Origin of the sequence: Micromonospora sp. ALFpr18c, from assembly GCF_008868155.1 — a bacterium.
Classification (GTDB): domain Bacteria; phylum Actinomycetota; class Actinomycetes; order Mycobacteriales; family Micromonosporaceae; genus Micromonospora.
This window is the reverse complement of record NZ_WBKR01000003.1, coordinates 1-13374: the sequence shown is the minus strand read 5'-3', so window position 1 is coordinate 13374 and position 13374 is coordinate 1. Positions and strand designations below refer to the sequence as shown.

The window sequence follows — 13374 nt, the reverse complement described above, 5'->3', positions numbered from 1 at the left end:
CGCAGCGAGTGAGCCCCGCAGTCGCGAGCGAAAGGCGAGCAGAGCAATGATGGGCGGCGTGGACGACAAGAGCCTCACCGAGAACAGCGCCGGCACCAACCGGACGAGCCTGTGGGGTGGCCGGTTCGCCGGCGGCCCCGCCGAGGCGCTCGCCCGACTGTCGGTGAGCGTCCAGTTCGACTGGCGCCTGGCCCCGTACGACATCGCCGGTTCCCGGGCGCACGCCCGGGTCCTCGCCGGCGCCGGCCTGCTCGACCCCGAAGAGCTGGGCCGGATCCTGGCCGCGCTCGACGACCTGGAGGCGGCCTGCGCCTCCGGGGCGTTCCGCCCGACCATCGACGACGAGGACGTGCACACCGCGTTGGAGCGAGGGCTGCTGGAGCGGCTCGGCAGCCTCGGCGGCAAGCTGCGCGCCGGCCGGTCCCGCAACGACCAGGTCGCCACCGACCTGCGGCTCTACCTGCGCGACCACGCGCGGGGTGTGGCCAGCCGGCTCGTGGAACTGGCCGAGGCGCTGGTCGAGCAGGCCGAGCGGCACATCGACACCGCCGCGCCCGGCATGACGCACCTGCAGCACGCCCAGCCGGTCACTTTCGGGCACTGGCTGCTCGCCCACGTGCAGCCACTGCTGCGTGACCTGGAACGGCTGCGCGACTGGGACCACCGGGCCGCGGTCAGCCCACTCGGCGCGGGTGCTCTCGCCGGTTCCGGGCTTCCACTGGACCCGGTGGCCGTCGCCAAGGAGCTGGGTTTCCGGACGTCGTTCGCCAACTCGATGGACGCAGTCGCCGACCGGGACTTCGTGGCGGAGTTCCTCTTCACCACCGCCCTGATCGGGGTGCACCTGTCCCGTCTCGGCGAGGAGGTGGTGCTTTGGACGTCGCACGAGTTCGGCTGGGTGGAGCTGGACGACGCGTTCGCCACCGGGTCGTCGATCATGCCGCAGAAGAAGAACGCGGACATCGCCGAGCTGGCCCGGGGCAAGTCCGGCCGGCTCGTCGGCGGCCTGATGACCGTGCTGACCATGCTCAAGGGCCTGCCGATGACCTACGACCGGGACATGCAGGAGGACAAGGAGCCCGCGTTCGACGCGGTCGACACCCTGGAGCTGCTGCTGCCGGCCCTGGCGGGGATGATCTCCACGATGACGGTCCGGGTGGACCGGCTCGTCGCCGCCGCGCCGGTCGGTTTCTCCCTCGCCACCGAGGTCGCCGACTGGCTGGTCCGGCGCAACGTGCCGTTCCGCGACGCGCACGAGATCACCGGTCGGCTGGTGGCGCTGTGCGCGGCTCGGGAATGCGAGCTGGAGGACGTCTCCGACGCCGACCTGGCCGCGGTCAGCGAGCACCTCGACCCGTCGGTGCGCGACGTGCTCTCGGTCCGCTCGGCTCTCGCGGCCCGGACCACCCCCGGCTCGACCGGCCCCGGCCCGGTCGCCGACCAGCTCGCCGCCGCCGCGGACCGGCTGGCCGGCTGGCGGGAGTGGGCAACCGAGCGGGTCGTACCCCGCTGATCTCACCGTGGCGCCGGCGCGGACCGCCGGCGCCACGGCCGGTTCAGGCCGCCGGACGCTCCCGCCTGGGTAGCTTCGCCACCACCATGTCGTACGACCCGTCGACCGCCTCGGTCAGCTCGTCGGCGTCGATCCCACCGTCCAGGCGCAGCGTGTTCCACCCGGACCGGCCGATGTAGGCCATCACCCGGGCGTCGTCGGGGTGGCGGTGCAGCCACTCGTCGGCGATCTCGCGGGTCGGGCCGCACTTGATGCCGACGGTGGGTCTGCCGTCGCCGTTGCCGAGGAACGCGAAGATCCGGCTGCCCACCTTCACCACCTCGTCGCCCTCCCATGGCCGGTCCAGCCACGCTCCCGGCTTGGCCAGGCAGTACGCCAGCATCTCCGCGCGTTCCATGCGTCGCCTCCTCGTCGTGCGCACAGTCTGCCCGCCCGAGCGCCGTCGCAGGCGCGGCGTGCCGATCCGGGTGCCGGCTCGCACTCTCAGCCCGCCTCGCCTCGCCCCGCCTCGTCCCGCCCGCCGGCCCGCCGGGCAAGATCGTGCTCGATCCAGGATCCAGTGGCGTCCGCCGAGGGTGAGGCCACTACTTCCCTGTTTGAGCACGATCTTGCACCGGCGAGCGCGGTCGTCAGTCAGCCTGCTCGGCGGAGCGGGCGGCGACCCGTTCGTAGCGCTGTCGGGCTGCCTGGGCGCTGCCCAGCCCCAGCCCGTACGCGATGGACTGCCAGGTCAGCCCCCGGTCCCGAGCCAGCGTCAACAGGCCCGCCTCCAGCGCGTCCAGCTCGGAGCGCACGTGCGGCAGCAGGGTCAGCGCGGCGGTGAGGTCGGCGCCGTCGACCGGCTCCTCCCCGGTCTCCCGCTCGGCTCCGCCGGCAGCCAGGGCGGTGACCAGGGCCACCGCCTCCCACGGGTCCAGCACGTACGGGTGGGCCCAGCGCCCGCGCCGCGCGTCGGAGCCGGCGTGCCGCTCGCTGATCCGTTGCAGCGCCTCGTGGGTGCGGTGCGCGCGGGCCCGGGCCGGGTCCGGCGGGTTGAACAGGTCCTCCGTCGTCATGGTCCGAGCAAAGCGCATCAACGGATACTTGTCAACACTTCGTTGAAGCGTGGCGGCACGGGCGTGCCGTGCCGCCACGCCACGATTCAGAGCGCCAGCTGGAAGCTGTGCTCGTCGGTGAGGGAGTTGCACAGCGCGTCGCAGGAGTTGCCGGTCACGACGCCGAACGCCACGCCGGGAGCGAACGGGAGCTCGGTCGCGGTCACCGCGATCCGCACCTTCTGGGTGGTCGCGTCGCAGGGCACCTTCCGGGTGGTCGTGCCGGTCCGCACCGACTCCCCGATCGCCTGGGCGACCTTCACCGTCAGGTCGACCTGCGTCGGCTGCGAACAGGTCAGGCTGACCGGAACGAAGACCGCCGCACCGTTGGCGTCGATCTTGCCAGTGCCCCCGAGTGCGACAGCGGTCAGCGGGGCGCCGTCGGTCAGGGCAGCCGCCCGCAGCGGGGCGTTGGCGCTCGCGGACGGGGCGAAGGCGAGCGTGGCACCGGCAGCGATCAGGCCGATGGTGACCAGGGGCCGACGGATGCTTCGTACGGTCATGATGGCTCCTCTTCGAATGTGCCGCCGCGCCGTGCGACGACACCGGATACACCCCTGGACCACCGGACGCGTTTCGCCGCGTGGATGTCCAACTGGTGAACGCTGGAGGCACCACGGGTGGCCGGTGCGATCCGTCAGCGGAATGGCCGGGTGCAGGGCTGGGTACCGTTCGGACATGGAGCTCGCGCCGAACGACCGCGGCGCCGACGCCGGCCTGGCGGCGTTGGCTGACCTGCTCGCCGGCCCACTGCTGCCGGCCGCGCGGGGCCTGCTGGGCTGCCGGCTGCACGCCGGCGGGGTCACTGTCCGGATCACCGAGGTCGAGGCGTACGCGGGCACGGCTGGCGATCCGGCCTCGCACGCCCACCGGGGCCGCACCCCGCGCAACGCCGTGATGTTCGGCCCCGCCGGGCACGCCTACGTCTACTTCACCTACGGCATGCACTGGTGCATGAACGTGGTCACCGGGGCCGAGGGAGAGGCCGCCGCCGTGTTGCTGCGCGCCGGTGAGGTCGTCGACGGGCTGGCCACCGCACGGGAGCGCCGACCGGCCATCCGGCGGGACGTGGATCTGGCCCGGGGGCCGGCCCGGCTTTGCGCCACGCTCGGCATCGACCGCGCGGCGTACGGCGGGTACCTGCTCGGCGACGGCCCGGTCCGGTTGCGCCCGCCGGCCCGGCCGGTGCCGCCGGAGGCGGTGGTGGCGGGTCCTCGGGTCGGCGTGACCGGCGCGCACGACCTGCCCTGGCGGTTCTGGCTCGACGGCGATCCGACGGTCAGCGCGTACCGCCGGCACGTCCCCCGCGTCCGGCGCTGATCGCGGCGCCCGGCGTGTGCGCGGCGACGTCTGTCGGGGGGAGTGGCCATAATCACCGCACCTGCTCACCGACGGTTCGGAGGACGTCATGGCGACGCTGCTCGCGATCGGTACGGCCAAGGGGTTGTTTCTCGCCACCACCGCCGACGACCGGCGCAGCTGGGAGATCACCGGCCCGCACTTCCCGATGACCGGTGTCTACGCGGTCGCGGTCGACACCCGGCGTGCCACGCCGCGACTGCTCGTGGGGATGACCAGTTCCCACTTCGGGCCCAGCGTCGCCACCAGTGACGACCTCGGCGCCTCGTGGGACGAGCCCGACCAGGCGCCGGTCGCGTTTCCGGCCGACACCGGGGCGAGCCTCGGGCGGGTCTGGCAGTTGACGCCGGCCGGCCCGGACGAGCCGGACGTCGTCTGGGCCGGCACCGAGCCCTCGGCGCTGTTCCGTTCCACCGACGGTGGCCGGAGCTTCGAACTGGTCCGCTCGCTCTGGGACCACCCGCACCGCCCGCGGTGGGAGGCCGGGTTCGGCGGCCAGGCCGTGCACACCGTGCTGCCCCACCCGCACGACCCGGCACGCGTGCTGGTCGCGATGTCCACCGGTGGCGTCTACCGCTCGGAGGACGCGGGGGCGAGTTGGGCACCGGGCAACACCGGCATCCGCGCCTACTTCCTGCCCGACGAGTGGCCGGAGTTCGGCCAGTGCGTGCACAAGGTCGCCCGCGACTCCGGCAACCCGGACCGGCTGTACGCGCAGAACCACCACGGCGTCTACCGCTCCGACGACGACGGCCGCACCTGGTCCTCGATCGCCGACGGACTGCCCAGCGACTTCGGGTTCCCGATGGTCGCCCACCCCTCGCGGGCCGGCATGGTGTGGGCGTTTCCGCTGGTGGCCGACGGCGAGAGGTTCCCCGCCGACCACCGCTGCCGGGTGTTCCGCTCCGCCGACGCCGGCGGCAAGTGGGAGTCGCTGTCGGTGGGGCTGCCCGAGGGTCCGTTCTACCCGGCGGTGCTGCGCGACGCGATGTGCGCCGACGACTCCACCCCGGGCGGGGTCTACTTCGGCACCCGCTCCGGCGAGGTCTACGCGAGCCGCGACGAGGGCGACTCCTGGTCGCTGGTGGCCGCGCACCTGCCCGACGTGCTCTGCGTCCGCGCCGCGGCGGTCTGACGTGGTCACCGTGCTGCTGCCCGGCCCGCTGCGGGGCGACGCCGGTGGTGCCAGCCGGCTGAGCGTCTCCGCCGTCGGCACGCTGCGGGCGGTCCTCGACGAGCTGGCCGTCGCGCATCCGCGGCTGGCCCGGCGGCTCCGCGACGAGCGCGGCGAGCTTCGTCGCTACGTCAACGTCTACGTCGACGGTGAGGACTGCCGGCACTCGGGCGGGCTGGCGACGCCGGTCGGTGTGGGCGCCGAGGTGCAGGTCCTGCCGTCGGTGGCGGGCGGCTGAGCCGACCGCGGAGGCCCGATAACCCGCCGGACGTCCGGTTATCGGGCGTGACCGGTGCCACTCCGAGATACGCCGCCCACGGAATAGTTGCGTCGTCAAATAAGTTGTGAGCTGCGTCCGGGTACCAGGGCGGCACCCGGTTGACACGCGAGGAGCTGGTCATGCAGTTCGGAGTCTTCACCGTCGGCGACGTCACGGTCGACCCGACCACCGGTCGGGAGCCGACCGAGCATGAGCGGATCAAGGCGATGGTCACCATCGCGTTGAAGGCCGAGGAGGTCGGCCTGGACGTCTTCGCCGCGGGCGAGCACCACAACCCACCGTTCGTGCCGTCGTCGCCGACCACCATGCTCGGCCACATCGCGGCACGCACCGAGCGGCTGCTGCTGTCCACCTCGACCACGCTGATCACCACCAACGACCCGGTGAAGATCGCCGAGGACTACGCGATGCTCCAGCACCTGTCCGACGGCCGGGTGGACCTCATGATGGGCCGCGGCAACACCGGCCCGGTGTACCCGTGGTTCGGCAAGGACATCCGCGCCGGCATCCCCCTCGCGATCGAGAACTACGACCTGCTGCACCGGCTGTGGCGCGAGGACGTGGTCGACTGGAAGGGCAAGTACCGCACCCCGCTGCAGTCGTTCACCTCGACGCCGCGCCCGCTCGACGGGGTGCCCCCGTTCGTCTGGCACGGCTCCATCCGCAGCCCGGAGATCGCCGAGCAGGCCGCCTACTACGGTGACGGCTTCTTCGCCAACCACATCTTCTGGCCCAAGGAGCACACCCAGCGGATGGTCGGCCTCTACCGCGAGCGGTACGCGCACTACGGCCACGGCACCGCCGACCAGGCCATCGTCGGCCTCGGTGGGCAGGTGTTCATGCGGCGCAACTCGCAGGACGCGATCCGGGAGTTCCGGCCGTACTTCGACAACGCCCCGGTCTACGGCCACGGGCCGTCGATGGAGGAGTTCACCCGGGAGACGCCGCTGACCGTGGGCAGCCCGCAGCAGGTCATCGACCGCACGCTCGGCTTCCGCGAGTACGTCGGTGACTACCAGCGCCAGCTGTTCCTGATCGACCACGCGGGGCTGCCCCTGAAGACCGTGCTGGAGCAGCTCGACCTGCTCGGCGAGGAGGTCGTGCCGGTGCTGCGCAAGGAGTTCGAGTCGCTGCGCCCCGCGCACGTGCCGCAGGCGCCCACCCACGCCTCGCTGGTCGCCGCCGCCGGCGGTGCCAAGGACAGCACCGTGCACGCCGTGGACGACGTGACGGGCAGGGCACCGGAGGGGGCGACCCGATGACCCGCCGCACCCTGGCCGTGGTCTCGGCGGGGCTGAGTCAGCCCTCGTCGACCCGGCTGCTCGCCGACCAGCTCGCCGGGGCGACCCGCGACGAGCTGGCCCGGCGGGGCCACGAGGTGGAGCTGCACGTCGTCGACCTGCGGGAGTACGCCCACGACGTGGTGAACAACATGCTCACCGGGTTCCCGCCGACCGCGCTGAAGGAGGCCATCGACGCGGTGACCGGGGCGGACGGCATCATCGCCGTCACGCCGATCTTCAGCGCGTCGTACAACGGGCTGTTCAAGTCCTTCTTCGACGTGCTGGACTCGGGGTCGCTGGTCGACCGGCCGGTGCTGATCGGGGCCACCGGCGGCACCGCCCGGCACTCCCTGGCCCTGGAGCACGCCGCCCGCCCGATGTTCAGCTACCTGCGGGCGGTGGTGGTCCCCACCGCGGTCTTCGCCGCACCCGAGGACTGGTCGGACGGCACCGCCGACGGCGCGTTGCGGGGTCGGATCCGGCGCGCCGCCGGGGAGCTGGCCGACCAGGTCGAGCGTCGACCGCCGGCCAGCGGTCCCGCCGACCCGTTCGCCCTCACCACCGACTTCCTGCAGATGCTCGGCCGCGGCGGCGACACCCCGGTCAGCTGACCGGGTGGGCGACCAGCACCGGGCAGTGTGCGTGGTGGATGACGGCCTGACTGACCGAGCCGAGCAGCAGCCCGGCGAATCCGGCCCGGCCCCGGGTGCCGACGACCAGCAGCGACGCCGTACCGCTGGCCTCGATGAGCGCCTGGGCCGGGCCGACCGCACGAACCGGATGTTCCCGTACCACCAGGCCGGCATGCTCGGCCCGGACGGCGGCGGACGCGTCGGCGAGCAACCGCACCGCCTCGGCCTGGTACGCGGCCTGCGACTCCTCGATCTCCTCCGGCACCGGCCGGTCGGTGTCCGGTGGGCCGACGTGCACCAGCACCAGCGGCACGGCGCGTAGCGCGGCCTCGTGCGCGCCCTGCTCCGCGGCGAGCCGGGACGACTCGGACCCGTCCACACCGACCAGCACGGGTGCGTCCACGCCGATGGGCTGCTCGTCCGGGCGGACCACCAGCACGGGGCAGTGCGCGTGCGCGGCGACCTGCGCGCCCACCGAGCCGAGCAGCAACCCGGCGAACCCGCCCAGCCCACGGCTGCCCACGACGACGAGGTCGGCCCGGCGGGACTCTTCGACCAAGGTGGCGCCGGGGCCGCCGGCGACCTGGCGTACCTCGACGGTGAGGCCGGGCCAGCGGTCGCTGAGGTCGGCCGCGGCGCGTTCCAACATCTTCTGCGCCTCCTCGGAGGGCGCCGGCACCCCGAGGTCGTACGGGTTGAGCGGCACGCCGTAGCCGAGCGGGTGCAGGTAGCCGTGCACCAGCAGCAACGGGCGCGACCGGAGCAGGGCGGCGTGGGCCGCGTGTTCGGCGGCGACGAGGCTGGACGGCGATCCGTCGACACCCACCACGACAGGTCGGTTCATCGGCACTCCCTGGGTCGGTCAGGTCATTGTCGGCGCAGCCGCCGTACAAGGCCGGCATTTGCCGGTACGCGCCGCGGTGCGCCGCACGGACCTCTCCATCTGTTCGTACCGATGTGTCGGGTGCTGTCGGCAGGGCCGGACGCCACGGTCGGCGGGCCGGAGGTCCCGCGTTGTCACAGCCGGGACGTACCCTCACGCGATGACTTCCGACGTGCTGCTCCGCCCGGTGCGCGAGGACGACCTCGTGGAGTTCTTCCTGCATCAGCAGGACCCGGAGGCCAACCGGATGGCCGCCTTCGTCGCCAAGGACCCGTCCGACCACCGCGAGTTCGCCCGGCACTGGGCGCGGGTGCTCACCAACCCGGCGAACCTGGTCCGCACCATCGAGGTCGACGGCGAGGTGGTCGGCTACGTCAGCTCCTTCCCGGTCGACGAGCAGACCGAGGTCAGCTACTGGATCGACCCGGCCCGCTGGGGCCGCGGTCACGCCACCGCGGCCCTGACCGCCCTGCTGCGCGAGCTGCCCCGGCCCGTGCACGCCCGCGCCGCCAAGGACAACGCCGCCTCCCTCGCGGTGCTGCGCAAGTGCGGGTTCGTCGTGGTCGGCGAGGATTCGGGGTACGCCAACGGCCGCGGCGCCGACGTGGAGGAGTGGCTGCTGGAGCTGCCCGCCGACGCCCCTGACCTGGGCGGGCACTAGTCTCGCGGGGTGAACTGGTTGGATCTCGTCGGCTGGGCCGGCTCCGCGGTGCTGGTCTGGTCGCTGCTGCAGTCGCGCGTCCTGCGGCTGCGCGCGATCAACCTCGTCGGCTGCGTCGTCCTGATCGGCTACAACGCCGCGCTCGCGGTCTGGCCCATGGTCGGGCTCAACATCGTGCTCGCGGTGATCAACATCTGGTATCTGCGCGGCATGCTCGCCACCCGGCACGACGAGAAGACCTACCAGGTGGTCGAGGTCGGCGTCGATGACCAGTTCCTGGCGCACACCCTGCGGGTGCACGCTCCGGACATCAGCCGCTTCAACCCCGACTTCCGATGGGCGTCGGACACCGCCGACCGATCCGCCTTCCTGGTGGTCACGGCCGACGAGGTCGTCGGGGTGGTGCTCTCGCACGCCGAGCCGCGCGGGGTCGCCCAGATCGACCTGGACTACGTCACCCCGAAGTTCCGCGACTTCACCCCCGGCGAGTTCGTCTACCGGCGCAGCCGCCTCTTCACCGAACGCGGCTTCCACCGGGTCGTCAGCCCACCCGGCATGGTCGCCCCCTACTACCACCGGCTCGGGTTCCGCCCCGAGGGCGGCTCGTACGTCCTCGACCTGCCCGCGCCGGCGACCACCGATCCGGCGTAGCGTCACCCCGGCAGGATTCGGTCGACGCCGTACGGGGCACAGAAGCGCGTACGCCGGGCGGGCCAGCCGACCGGCGGGCGCCGCGCGTACCGGCCGGCGCCACCACCGCAGAGGGAGCGAACCGGGCGTGCAGAGCTACGGGAGCCAACTGGCCCTGGTCGGAATCCTGGTCGTCATCAACGCGCTCTTCGCAGGCAGTGAGATGGCGTTGGTGTCGCTGCGGGACAGCCAGATCCAACGGTTGGAACGCACCAGCCGGGCCGGACGGGTGCTGGCCCGGCTCGCCAAGGACCCGAACCGCTTCCTCGCCACCATCCAGATCGGCATCACCCTGGCCGGCTTCCTGGCCTCCGCCGCGGCGGCGGTCTCCCTGGCCAAACCTCTCGTGCCGCTGCTCGGGGTGTTCGGGAACGCCGCCGAGACGGTGGCCATCGTGGTGGTCACCCTCGCGTTGACCTTCGTCACCCTGGTCTTCGGCGAACTGGCCCCGAAGCGGATCGCCATGCAGTCCGCCGAGCGGTGGGCGCTGCTGGTGGCCCGCCCGCTCGACCTGCTCGCCAGCCTCACCCGCCCGGCCGTCTGGGCGCTCGGCGCCACCAGTGACCTGGTCGTCCGCCTGGTCGGGCTGAACCCCAAGCACCAGCCGGAGGAGATCGGCCCGGACGAGCTGCGCGACATCGTCGCCGGCAACCACGGCTTCACCAAGGAGCAGCGCACCATCATCGCCGGCGCCGTGGAGATCGCCGACCGGCGGTTGCGGGCTGTGCTCGTACCCCGGTTGCAGGTCTTCACGCTCGACAGCGGGACCACCGCGGAGGCCGCGCGGCTCGTGCTGGCCGCCACCGGGCACTCCCGGGCGCCGGTGGTGCGCCACGGCGGCCTGGACGACACCGCCGGTGTGATCCACCTGCGTGACCTGGTGGGCGTGCCCGACGACCGGCCGGTCGACGAGATCGCCCGCCCGCCGATGCTGCTGCCTGACTCCCTGCCGGTGGTGGACGCGCTGCGCCAGTTCAAGGCCGAGCGCCAGCACATCGCGCTGGTCGTGGACGAACGCGGCGCCGTCGACGGCATCGTGACGCTGGAGGACATCCTGGAGGAGATCGTCGGGGAGATCTACGACGAGACCGACCGGGACGTGAGCTCGGTGCGTCGCGAGCCGGACGGCGCGATGGTGCTGCCCGGCACCTTCCCGGTGCACGACCTGCCGGACATCGGCGTCGAGCTGCCCTCGCGCCCGGCCGGCGACTACACCACCGTCGCCGGGCTGGTGCTGGCCCGCCTCGGGCACATCCCCACCGTCGCCGGGGAGGACGTGACCCTGGACGGCTGGGAGCTGATGGTCACCGGCATCGACCACCGGGCCATCACGGAGGTACGGCTGAGCCGGGTGCCCGACGAGGCGGAGGCCGAGCCCGACGTCGAGCCGGTGCTGGACGACGCCCGCAGCTGACCCTCGGGTGTCGCCCGCTCAGTCGCGGGAGAGGTTCTGCAGACGCACCTGTCCGCGGGCGACCAGCCGCTCGTCGGCGTCGGTGATCTCCACCTGCCAGAGCTGCTGGCTGCGCCCCCGGTGCACCGGAGTGCCAACCGCGCTCAGCTCGCCGTCGCGGACGGCCCGCAGGAAGTCGGTCTGGTTCGACACCCCGACGACCGTTCCCCGGTCGGCCAGCCAGAGCGAACCACCCACGCTGGCCGCGGTCTCCACCACCGAGCAGTACACCCCGCCGTGCTGGATGCCGAACGGCTGGTGCAGCTCCGGGCGGACCCGCCACGTGATGACCACCCGGTCGGCGGTCGCCTCCTCGAACGTCAGGCCGAGCAGGGCGACGAACCCACCCGTCAGATCCGGCATCTCCACGGCGAAACCCTCCTCGATCAACGGGGCGCAAGCCTAACCGGGGCGGGTTGCGCCAAACCCGGTACGGGTCGGCACCGGCGATGGGGGAGAATCGGTGACCGTGACCGACAGCAGCCCCCCGCCGCCCGGGCGGGACTCCCTGACCGACGACCTGCTCTGGCGTGGCCTGATCCAGGACTCGACCGGCCTCGACGAGCTGCGCGAGCTGCTCGACGGTGGGAGCGCCGCCACCTATTACGTGGGTTTCGACCCGACCGCGCCGAGCCTGCACGTCGGCAACCTCATGCAGGTCCTCATGGCCCGCCGGCTGCAACTCGCCGGCCACCGCCCGTTGCTGCTGGTCGGCGGGGCGACCGGGCAGATCGGTGACCCGAAGGAGAGCGCCGAACGGACGCTCAACCCGCCCGACGTGATCGCCGGCTGGGTCAGCCGCATCCGTGATCAGCTCGCGCCCTTCGTGTCGTACACCGGTGAGAACGCGGCCCAGCTGGTCAACAACCTCGAGTGGACCGGCGAGATGTCGATCATCGAGTTCCTCCGCGACGTGGGCAAGCACTTCCCGGTCAACAAGATGCTGGCCCGGGAGGTGGTGCGGGCCCGGCTGGAGACGGGCATCAGCTACACCGAGTTCAGCTACCAGCTGTTGCAGGCCAACGACTTCTTCGAGCTGCACCGTCGGCACGGCTGTCAGCTCCAGTTCGGTGGCTCCGACCAGTGGGGCAACATCACCGCCGGCGTCGACTACGTCCGCCGGCGAGGCGCGGGGCCGGTGCAGGCGTTCACCACGCCTCTGGTCACCAAGGCCGACGGTACGAAGTTCGGCAAGAGCGAGGGCGGCGCCGTCTGGCTCGACCCCACGATGACCAGCCCGTACGCGTTCTACCAGTTCTGGCTCAACGTGGACGACCGGGAGGTCGACCGCTACCTGCGGTACTTCAGCTTCCGTAGCCGCGACGAGCTGGAGGAGCTGGCGAAGGCCACCGCCGAGCGGCCGGCCGCCCGGCTGGCCCAGCGGGCGCTCGCCGAGGAGCTCACCACGTTGGTGCACGGCCCCGAGGAGGCCCGGCAGGCGGTCGCCGCCAGCCAGGCGTTGTTCGGCCGGGGTTCGCTCGACGAGCTGGCCCCGGAGACGCTGCGCGCCGCCCTGACCGAGGCGGGCCTGGTCCGCCTCACCGGCGAGCTGCCCGACGTGGCCGGGCTCCTGCGGGACTCCGGGCTCGCGAGCGGCCTCAAGGAGGCGCGTCGGGTGATCGCCGAAGGCGGCGCGTACGTCAACAACGACCGGGTGACCGAGGTCGACGCGACGGTGTCCCCGGCCGATCTGCTGCACGGGCGATACCTGGTGCTGCGCCGGGGCAAGCGCTCGTTTGCGGGCGTTGAGCTGGGTGAATAGCGAACCGTCGACAATGTGACGGGGGACGCGTCCGGCGGATTTGACGATCACTCCGCCGGACGCGTAACTTTCTCTCTGCCAGCGCGGAACGGACGAAACAGGCGAAAGCCGAAAGCGGCCGGAGCGCGGCGAAGGCCTCGGGGTCGGGCGGCTTGCCCACCGGATCCCGGACCGGGAGGTGCCACCAGAAACACCGCGAGGCGGATTTGGTGCGGCGAAACCGACCGGGTATGGTTGGCAGTCGGCAGGGCACCGGGCGAGCTCGCGGGAAACCGCGGCGGCCGGCCTGCCAAATCCGTGACGAGAGCGGCGTGAGCCGGTCGAGACATGGCGCCCGCATTACCGGATGAAGCACGACGAACCGCGAAACACCGGTTTGACACGGCGGAAACGAGCGGGTAACGTAGTAAAAGTGCCTGGCGCTGGAAAGTGCCGGGACGCAGAGCGGAAAAGCCCCGAAACGGGGTTCCACGGAATGTGGGGCTTCTGATCGGTGTGTGGTTGTTCTTTGAGAACTCAACAGGGTGCTTGTAAAGCCAGTGCCAATTATGATTTATACCCCGGACTGGTCAGGCTTCGGTTTGGCTGGT

15 protein-coding genes are annotated in these 13374 nt (G+C 72.2%); 10 read left to right on the top strand and 5 right to left on the bottom strand.

Going from position 1 to position 13374, the window contains the following annotated elements; all coding sequences use genetic code 11:
* Positions 1 to 49 precede the first annotated feature (49 nt).
* Positions 50 to 1513 carry an argininosuccinate lyase gene (gene argH, locus F8271_RS01315; RefSeq protein WP_151487747.1) on the top strand — a complete coding sequence of 488 codons (1464 nt, stop codon included), beginning with the start codon at positions 50 to 52 and terminating at the stop codon, positions 1511 to 1513.
* A gap of 43 nt (positions 1514 to 1556) precedes the next feature.
* Here argH and F8271_RS01310 read toward each other — a convergent pair whose 3' ends face one another.
* The 3 genes from F8271_RS01310 to F8271_RS01300 form a co-directional block, all read right to left on the bottom strand.
* Positions 1557 to 1910: an MmcQ/YjbR family DNA-binding protein gene (locus F8271_RS01310; RefSeq protein WP_151487746.1), complete on the bottom strand. Its 354-nt coding sequence runs from the start codon at positions 1908 to 1910 to the stop codon at positions 1557 to 1559.
* Between the two features lie 232 nt (positions 1911 to 2142).
* Positions 2143 to 2568: a DNA-binding protein gene (locus F8271_RS01305; RefSeq protein ID WP_151487745.1), complete on the bottom strand. Its 426-nt coding sequence runs from the start codon at positions 2566 to 2568 to the stop codon at positions 2143 to 2145.
* An 86-nt stretch (positions 2569 to 2654) separates the two neighbouring features.
* Positions 2655 to 3110, bottom strand: coding sequence for a hypothetical protein (locus F8271_RS01300; protein WP_151487744.1), 456 nt, complete (start codon positions 3108 to 3110; stop codon positions 2655 to 2657).
* 175 nt (positions 3111 to 3285) lie between these two features.
* Here F8271_RS01300 and F8271_RS01295 point away from each other — a divergent pair, with 175 nt between their 5' ends.
* The 5 genes from F8271_RS01295 to F8271_RS01275 all read left to right on the top strand — a co-directional run bounded on the left by F8271_RS01295 (position 3286) and on the right by F8271_RS01275 (position 7314).
* Positions 3286 to 3927, top strand: coding sequence for a DNA-3-methyladenine glycosylase (locus F8271_RS01295; protein ID WP_151487743.1), 642 nt, complete (start codon positions 3286 to 3288; stop codon positions 3925 to 3927).
* An 88-nt stretch (positions 3928 to 4015) separates the two neighbouring features.
* Complete coding sequence (locus F8271_RS01290; protein WP_151487742.1) at positions 4016 to 5101, top strand: exo-alpha-sialidase; 1086 nt, start codon at positions 4016 to 4018, stop codon at positions 5099 to 5101.
* Position 5102: 1 nt separating this feature from the next.
* Complete coding sequence (locus tag F8271_RS01285) at positions 5103 to 5378, top strand: MoaD/ThiS family protein (RefSeq protein WP_151487741.1); 276 nt, start codon at positions 5103 to 5105, stop codon at positions 5376 to 5378.
* 161 nt (positions 5379 to 5539) lie between these two features.
* The gene (locus F8271_RS01280; protein ID WP_151487740.1) at positions 5540 to 6682 is read left to right on the top strand and encodes an LLM class flavin-dependent oxidoreductase; all 1143 of its coding nucleotides are present in this window, start codon (positions 5540 to 5542) and stop codon (positions 6680 to 6682) included.
* Entirely contained in the window at positions 6679 to 7314 is a 636-nt protein-coding gene (locus tag F8271_RS01275; protein ID WP_151487739.1) for an FMN reductase, read from the top strand. Before F8271_RS01280 ends, F8271_RS01275 begins: the two co-directional genes overlap by 4 nt.
* Here the strand turns inward: F8271_RS01275 and F8271_RS01270 are convergent.
* Positions 7307 to 8185 carry a universal stress protein gene (locus F8271_RS01270; protein ID WP_192580095.1) on the bottom strand — a complete coding sequence of 293 codons (879 nt, stop codon included), beginning with the start codon at positions 8183 to 8185 and terminating at the stop codon, positions 7307 to 7309. The genes F8271_RS01275 and F8271_RS01270 overlap by 8 nt on opposite strands.
* Positions 8186 to 8378: 193 nt before the next feature.
* Here F8271_RS01270 and F8271_RS01265 point away from each other — a divergent pair, with 193 nt between their 5' ends.
* The 3 genes from F8271_RS01265 (at position 8379) to F8271_RS01255 (ending at position 10983) form a co-directional block, all read left to right on the top strand.
* Positions 8379 to 8879, top strand: coding sequence for a GNAT family N-acetyltransferase (locus tag F8271_RS01265; protein WP_151487737.1), 501 nt, complete (start codon positions 8379 to 8381; stop codon positions 8877 to 8879).
* A 9-nt stretch (positions 8880 to 8888) separates the two neighbouring features.
* Positions 8889 to 9530: a YgjV family protein gene (locus tag F8271_RS01260; protein WP_151487736.1), complete on the top strand. Its 642-nt coding sequence runs from the start codon at positions 8889 to 8891 to the stop codon at positions 9528 to 9530.
* Positions 9531 to 9657: 127 nt separating this feature from the next.
* The gene (locus F8271_RS01255; RefSeq protein ID WP_151487735.1) at positions 9658 to 10983 is read left to right on the top strand and encodes a hemolysin family protein; all 1326 of its coding nucleotides are present in this window, start codon (positions 9658 to 9660) and stop codon (positions 10981 to 10983) included.
* Between the two features lie 18 nt (positions 10984 to 11001).
* Here F8271_RS01255 and F8271_RS01250 read toward each other — a convergent pair whose 3' ends face one another.
* Complete coding sequence (locus F8271_RS01250) at positions 11002 to 11385, bottom strand: PaaI family thioesterase (RefSeq protein ID WP_192580100.1); 384 nt, start codon at positions 11383 to 11385, stop codon at positions 11002 to 11004.
* A gap of 106 nt (positions 11386 to 11491) precedes the next feature.
* Between F8271_RS01250 and tyrS the strand changes: the two genes are divergently transcribed.
* Positions 11492 to 12784: a tyrosine--tRNA ligase gene (tyrS, locus tag F8271_RS01245; protein WP_151487809.1), complete on the top strand. Its 1293-nt coding sequence runs from the start codon at positions 11492 to 11494 to the stop codon at positions 12782 to 12784.
* Positions 12785 to 13374 lie beyond the last annotated feature (590 nt).